Genomic DNA, 6,936 nt, shown 5'->3' with positions numbered 1-6,936 from the left:
GTCGCGACCGGTCGGGCCTCTCGCGCACGCAGGGGGCGGGGGAAGCGGCATCGGGGGGACAAGCCGCTTCCCCCATGAGAGCCGTCCTCGTAGCCCGGCGCCGCGGTCAGGGGGTGGTCGCGCGGCGACGGACCCCGCAGAGAGGGTCCGGCTCCTCGAGTCCGCCGGGCTCCTGCCGGTTCCCGCGTCCTCGACCACCATCCTGCTCCCGTACGAGCGGTGCGCGGCCCGGCGAAGGGCCCCAGGCGGAAGGCCGTTGGTCCCGGGGACGACGGCGGAGGGCCCACGGATAGACTCACGCGACCGTTCAGGAGTTCGGCAGGGGAGGCCGCACGGCATGGCGAACGCGAAGAAGATCATCGTCTGGGGGCTGGTGGTCTTCGTCCTGTACACGATCGTCAACTCGCCCGAGCGGGCCGCCGATCTCGTCAAGGTAGGGTTCGTGGGCATCTCGGACGCCGCCGGCGGCGTGGGCGACTTCATGACGGAGCTGGTCAGCTGATCCGGAAGCATCCGGCGTCCGCCCGTCACGATCCCAGGAGCGCTCCGTGATCCGCCATCTGGTCCTCTTCAAGCTGAACGACGGTGTCTCCCGGGACGAGGAGCGGGTCGCCGCCGGGGTGAAGGCGTTCGAGGAGCTCGACGGGCTGATCCCCGAACTGCGCGCGTGGGAGTGCGCGTGGAACATCACCGAGCGGGACATCGCCTACGACTTCGCCATCAACTCCGCGGTCGACGACCTGGACGCGCTCGCCCGGTACATCCAGCACCCCGCGCACCAGGCCGCCGCCGGCCAGTGGCGCGCGTTCGCGACCTGGGTCATCGCCGACTACGAGGTGCCCGCGGCCTGACCTCCGGCGCCCCTGCGCCGCACCGCCCCCGTTCGGCGGTCGCGCGATCCCGCCCCTCACTCTCCCGAGTGAGGGGCGATTTGACGTTTGGAACGCGATACACCCCCAACACGGCAGTTTGCGGTGCTTGCACACAGTGGACATGTCTTGTGATGCTATGACCGCTTTTGACGGAGTGTGGACCACGAAGGGGTGTCGCGTTGACCGTGCCGGCCAGTACTGCGCCGCAAGCCCCGCCGCAGGCGTCCCAGGACGGGACCGCCCCGGTCTCCGTCCCGGCCGCCGCCACCGAGGCCGCGCCCAAGCCCGCCGCCGACGCCGTACCGGCGCCCGGTCGGCCCGAGGTCGTCCTGTCGCCGGCCGCCGCCGCGGCCAAGAAGCGGACGGCCGACACCCGCGCCCTCACCCAGGTCCTCTTCGGCAAGCTCAAGCACCTGGAGCCCGGCACGCCCGAGCACGGCCGGGTGCGCACCGCGCTCATCGAGGCGAACCTGCCGCTGGTGCGGTACGCCGCGGCCCGGTTCCGCAGCCGCAACGAGCCGATGGAGGACGTCGTCCAGGTCGGCACGATCGGGCTGATCAACGCGATCGACCGCTTCGACCCGGACCGGGGCGTCCAGTTCCCCACGTTCGCCATGCCGACCGTGGTCGGCGAGATCAAGCGCTACTTCCGCGACAACGTCCGCACCGTGCACGTCCCCAGACGCCTGCACGAGCTGTGGGTGCAGGTCACGGGGGCCAGCGAGGACCTCACCACGATGCACGGGCGCTCGCCGACGACCGCCGAGATCGCCGAGCGGCTGAAGATCGCCGAGGAGGACGTGCTCGCCTGCATCGAGGCCGGCCGCTCCTACCACGCGACCTCCCTGGAGGCCGCCCAGGAGGGCGACGGCATGCCCGGCCTCGTCGACCGGCTCGGCTACGAGGACCCCGAACTCGACGGCGTCGAGCACCGCGACCTGGTCCGGCATCTGCTGGTGCAACTGCCGGAGCGAGAGCAGCGCATCCTGCTCCTGCGCTACTACAACAACCTGACGCAGTCCCAGATCAGCGCCGAACTGGGCGTGTCCCAGATGCACGTCTCCCGGCTGCTCGCCCGGAGCTTCGCACGCCTCCGATCCGCAAACAGGGTCGAGTTGTAGCTCACAGGAGTGAAGGTCGCCGCGGGGCCTTGCCGACAGAAATGCCACAGACCCCCCTTTTCCTGCGCAGATTTGTCGACTTGGCGCTACAGCGTGTTGCCGACATGTGACATTCTGCTGGAACCGCGTTTGCCGCAGTCTCCGCTCCGGTATTCAGGTGGAGGCTGCGTTCCTCCGACGGGAGCGTCCGCCGCGACCGTCCGCGACCTCAAGGGGGTGGCATGTCCGTAGAACAGGGCAGCTCGAAGGTGCTCACGCGCAGCGAGAACGACAGCGGGAACGACTCTGCGCCGGCGTCCGACGTGCTCGAAGTCTCCGGCGCCATCGACACCCGTACGTTGTCCCGCTCCCTGTTCCTGCGGCTCGCCGCCCTCGACCAGGACAGCCCGGAGCGGACCTACGTGCGGGACACGCTCATCGAGCTCAACCTGCCCCTGGTGCGGTACGCGGCGGCCCGGTTCCGCAGCCGCAACGAGCCCATGGAGGACATCGTCCAGGTCGGCACGATCGGCCTCATCAAGGCGATCGACCGCTTCGACTGCGAACGGGGCGTGGAGTTCCCCACGTTCGCGATGCCGACGGTGGTCGGCGAGATCAAGCGGTTCTTCCGGGACACCAGCTGGTCGGTCCGGGTGCCGCGCCGACTCCAGGAGCTGCGGCTCGCGCTCACCAAGGCGAGCGACGAGCTGGCGCAGAAGCTCGACCGCTCCCCTACCGTCGCCGAGCTCGCCTCCGTCCTCGGCGTCTCCGAGGACGACGTGGTCGACGGCCTCGCCGTCGGCAACGCCTACACCGCCTCCTCGCTCGACTCCCCCGCCCTGGAGGACGACGGCGGCGAGGGCTCGCTCGCGGACCGGCTCGGCTACGAGGACACCGCGCTCGAGGGCGTCGAGTACCGCGAGTCGCTGAAGCCGCTGCTGGCCAAACTCCCGCCGCGCGAACGGCAGATCATCATGCTGCGCTTCTTCGCCAACATGACCCAGTCGCAGATCGGCGAGGAGGTCGGCATCTCGCAGATGCACGTGTCGCGCCTGCTGACCCGGACGCTCTCCACCCTCCGCGAGGGGCTCATCAGCGACTGACGGGCCCGCCCCCGTGAACGCACCCGGCCGCCGTCCCCCTGACGAAGGGGGCGGCGGCCGGGTCGTGTCGCGGCGGAGGAGGGACGGGTGGGAGAGGTACGCGCGGGCGGCGGGTCAGCCGAGGGCGAGCCAGGCGACCGCGGCGACGACGACGATCGCGAGGACGACCCCGACGATCAGACCGACGTTCGGCCCGGAGGAGCGGGTCGCCTGCGCGCGGCCGCCGGAGGCGGGGGCGTCGTCGACGAACGCGCGGAACATCTGGGTGCTGCCCGCCGGGTCGTGCTGCTGTCCCTCGGGGCCCTGAGGAGCGTGGGGATTGTGTGCCATGGGCCAGGACCCTAGCGAAGACCCGGCCCGCCGCACAGCCCAGGGCCGGTGCCGGACCGGCGAGGAGCGACTTCGCGCCATGCGCCGTCGTGATCACGTCACCTGCCGACCGGTCCGCACCGGCGTCAAGGGACCTTTGCCGATTCTTTGACGACCTATGCCCTTTTTGAGTTTGCCTGTAGCAACCAACCACTTCTATGGTTGCCCTAAGCAACAAACCTCCGGAGCACCGGCGGTCGGGACGGAACGGACGGAGTGGCGCGCGTGGCCGGGCAGGGGCAGTACGAGGAGCTCGCCCGGCAGCTCAGCGCGATCGGCGCGGTGAAGCGGGAGCTCTCCCGCATCCTCCCGCCGAGCTGCCCCGCCGGATCGGCCGCCGTGCTCCACGTGCTGCAGCGGCACGGCGAGATGCGGCTCGGCCGGCTCGCCGAGCTGCTCGCCGTCGACGTCTCGGTGACCAGCCGGCACGTGACCCACGTCGCCGAGCGCGGCTGGATCGAGCGCGTCGCCGACCCCGGCGACCGCCGCTCACGGATCCTGCGGCTCACCGAGGACGGCACGGACGTGCTCGACGACCTGGCACAGCGCTACACCGACTCGCTCGCCGTCACCCTCCGGGAGTGGTCCGACGACGAGGTCGGGCAGCTCAACACCCTCCTCGACCGGCTCCGCGCGAGCTTCGGGGACTGCCGCACGCCGGCGGCGGGCGGCCGCACGTCCGGCTCCAGCCCGGACTAGGCGCGACGCCCACGGCCCGTTCCCCGTACCGGTGTGCGACAGCCCGCCGGCGGCCGGCCGTTCCCCCGGGAAGCGCCCCGGCACAGACAAGCAGTGACCACGCAGCAACCAAGCAAAGGAATTCCATGGCGACGACCACACCGGCCGGTGTGCGGGGCGGCCACGCCAAGCACGGGAGCCACCACCCGGCCCCCGGCGACGGCGCACCCATGACCCACCGGCAGATCATGGAGGCGCTCTCCGGGCTCCTGCTCGGCATGTTCGTCGCGATCCTGTCGTCGACGATCGTCTCCAACGCCCTCCCCGAGATCATCAACGACCTCGACGGCGGGCAGAGCGCGTACACCTGGGTGGTGACCGCCGCCCTCCTGTCGATGACGGCCGCGACCCCGCTGTGGGGCAAGCTCTCCGACCTGTTCAGCAAGAAGCTGCTGGTCCAGGTCGCGCTCCTCATCTACGTGGGCGGATCGGTCGTCGCCGGCCTCTCGCAGAACACCGGCATGCTCATCGCCTGCCGGGTCGTGCAGGGGATCGGCGTGGGCGGCCTGTCGGCGCTCGCGCAGATCATCATGGCCGCGATGATCTCCCCCCGGGAGCGCGGCCGGTACAGCGGCTACCTCGGCGCCACCTTCGCGGTCGCCACCGTCGGCGGCCCGCTGCTCGGCGGCGTCATCACCGACACCAGCTGGCTGGGCTGGCGCTGGTGCTTCTACGTCGGCGTCCCGTTCGCGGTGCTCGCCCTGATCGTGCTGCAGAAGACCCTCAAACTGCCGGTCGTGAAGCGCAAGGTGAAGGTCGACTGGACGGGCGCGGTCCTCGTGTCCGCCGCGGTCTCCCTGCTCCTGGTCTGGGTCACCTTCGCGGGTGACAAGTACGACTGGATCTCCTGGCAGACCGGGGTCATGGTGGCCGGTGCCGTCGTGCTCGCCCTGCTCTTCGTGCTCACCGAGTCGCGGGCGAGCGAGCCGATCATCCCGCTGCGGCTCTTCCGCAACCGGACCATCGCGCTGGCCTCGCTGGCCTCCCTGTTCGTCGGCGTCGCGATGTTCGCCGGCACCGTCTTCTTCAGCCAGTACTTCCAGCTGGCCCGGGACAAGTCGCCGACCATGTCCGGCGTCATGACCATCCCGATGATCGCCGGCCTGTTCGTCTCCTCCACCGTCTCCGGCCAGGTCATCACCAAGACCGGCCGGTGGAAGGGCTGGCTGGTCGCGGGCGGCGTCCTCGTCACCGCCGGCCTCGGCACCCTCGGCACCATCCGCTACGACACCGAGTACTGGCACGTGGCCGTCTTCATGGCGCTGCTCGGCCTCGGCATCGGCATGATGATGCAGAACCTGGTGCTCTGCACGCAGAACCAGGTGGCTCCCGAGGACCTCGGCGCGGCCTCGTCCGTCGTCACCTTCTTCCGCTCGCTCGGTGGCGCCATCGGCGTCTCCGCGCTCGGCGCGGTCCTGGCGAACCGGGTCACCGACTACGTCAAGGACGGCGTCGCCGCGCTCGGTCCGAAGGGCGCGGCGTTCGGCCACGGCGGCACGGGCGGCGGCGGCATCCCCGACCTGGACGCGCTGCCCGCCCCGCTGCGGACGATCATGGAGGACGCGTACGGTCACGGCGTGGCCGACGTCTTCCTCTTCGCGGCCCCGGCGGCGTTCCTCGCGCTGCTCCTGACCCTGTTCATCAAGGAGGTCGCGCTGCGGACCAGCTCGGCCGGACAGCAGGCGGCCGACACGACCGCGGAGCTGCCCGCCGAGGTGCCCGCGCCGGCCCTGGCCGCGGCCGCCGGCCCCGCCGACCCGGCGGCGACCGCCGAGCTGCGCGCCGCGCCCGCCGACGCCGTCCCCACCCCCACGCCCGTGAACGGCCCCGTCGTCCGCGGTGTGGTGCGCGGCGCGGAGAGCGCGCCCGTCCCGCGGGCCGCCGTCACCCTCATCTCGCTGGCCGGCAAGCAGCTCGGCCGGGCCGTCGCCCACGACGACGGCGCCTACGCGATCGGGGCACCCGGCGCCGGTTCGTACGTCCTGATCGCCTCCGCCGACGGCTTCCAGCCGCAGGCCTCCACCGTCGTGGTGGGCGAGGACACCCTCGCCTACGACATCCTCCTGTCGGGCACCAGCGGCCTCGCCGGGACGGTCGCGGCGGTGGACGGCGGGGCGGCCGTCCCGGGCGCGATGGTGATCGTCACCGACGTGCGCGGCGACGTCCTCGCCGCCGGACGCAGCGGTGAGCAGGGCGAGTTCGCCTTCGCCGAGCTGGTCCCCGGCGCGGTGACCGTCGCGGTCAACTCCGACGGCTTCCGGCCGGTCGCGCTGCCCGTCGAGGTCGGCGGCCAGGGCGTCACCCGGATCGAGATCCAGCTGCGCTCCGGTGCGGTCGTACGGGGCGTCGTGAGGAACTCCGCGGACCGGGCCGTCGTCGACGCCCGCGTCACGCTCGTCGACGCGGCCGGCAACGTCGCCGCCACCGCGATCACCGGCGAGGACGGCGCGTACGCCTTCGCCGACCTGGACGCCGGTGAGTACTCGGTGATCGCCACGGGCTACCCGCCGGTGGCGAGCGCGGTGACCGTCCACGGCGGCGGGGTCGACGGGTACGACATCGAACTGGGTCACGGCGAGGCGTAGTTCCCCGCCAGGCCGTACAACTGAGGCCGATTCGGCTCGGTTTCACGTGAAACATCGCCCGATGCCGCATCGGCTGTGTTTCACGTGAAACATCCGGGGGGTGGGGGGGGCGGGTGCGGGCGGACCCCCCAACCCGCCCCCGCCCCCCCCCCCCCCCCAGCCAAACGGA

General features: G+C 71.7%; 7 protein-coding genes. 6 read left to right on the top strand and 1 reads right to left on the bottom strand.

Translation table 11 applies throughout. The features are described from left to right. Positions 1–337 precede the first annotated feature (337 nt). The 4 genes from ACFWEG_RS27545 (at position 338) to ACFWEG_RS27530 (ending at position 3,075) form a co-directional block, all read left to right on the top strand. Positions 338–502, top strand: a complete 165-nt coding sequence (locus tag ACFWEG_RS27545; RefSeq protein WP_387220420.1) for a hypothetical protein — start codon at positions 338–340, stop codon at positions 500–502. Between the two features lie 46 nt (positions 503–548). After that, positions 549–851, top strand: coding sequence for a Dabb family protein (locus ACFWEG_RS27540; protein ID WP_387220417.1), 303 nt, complete (start codon positions 549–551; stop codon positions 849–851). Between the two features lie 206 nt (positions 852–1,057). Further along, positions 1,058–1,993 (top strand): SigB/SigF/SigG family RNA polymerase sigma factor, encoded by a 936-nt coding sequence (locus ACFWEG_RS27535; RefSeq protein ID WP_387220414.1) that lies wholly within the window; start codon positions 1,058–1,060, stop codon positions 1,991–1,993. A 221-nt stretch (positions 1,994–2,214) separates the two neighbouring features. Beyond that, a complete protein-coding gene (locus tag ACFWEG_RS27530; protein ID WP_387220412.1) occupies positions 2,215–3,075 on the top strand; it encodes an RNA polymerase sigma factor SigF in 861 nt (286 codons plus the stop codon). A 114-nt stretch (positions 3,076–3,189) separates the two neighbouring features. Here the strand turns inward: ACFWEG_RS27530 and ACFWEG_RS27525 are convergent, their stop codons facing one another. Beyond that, positions 3,190–3,405, bottom strand: coding sequence for a hypothetical protein (locus tag ACFWEG_RS27525; RefSeq protein WP_387220409.1), 216 nt, complete (start codon positions 3,403–3,405; stop codon positions 3,190–3,192). Positions 3,406–3,669: 264 nt separating this feature from the next. Between ACFWEG_RS27525 and ACFWEG_RS27520 the strand changes: the two genes are divergently transcribed. Both ACFWEG_RS27520 and ACFWEG_RS27515 read left to right on the top strand, forming a co-directional pair. Beyond that, entirely contained in the window at positions 3,670–4,143 is a 474-nt protein-coding gene (locus ACFWEG_RS27520; RefSeq protein WP_387220407.1) for a MarR family winged helix-turn-helix transcriptional regulator, read from the top strand. A gap of 125 nt (positions 4,144–4,268) precedes the next feature. Next, positions 4,269–6,767 (top strand): MFS transporter, encoded by a 2,499-nt coding sequence (locus ACFWEG_RS27515; RefSeq protein ID WP_387220404.1) that lies wholly within the window; start codon positions 4,269–4,271, stop codon positions 6,765–6,767. The last annotated feature ends 169 nt before the right edge of the window (positions 6,768–6,936 follow it).

The sequence above is a fragment of the Streptomyces sp. NPDC060194 genome, assembly GCF_042728285.1.
Classification (GTDB): domain Bacteria; phylum Actinomycetota; class Actinomycetes; order Streptomycetales; family Streptomycetaceae; genus Streptomyces.
The sequence above is the reverse complement of the archived record's forward strand: the minus strand, read 5'-3'. Positions and strand labels throughout refer to the sequence as shown.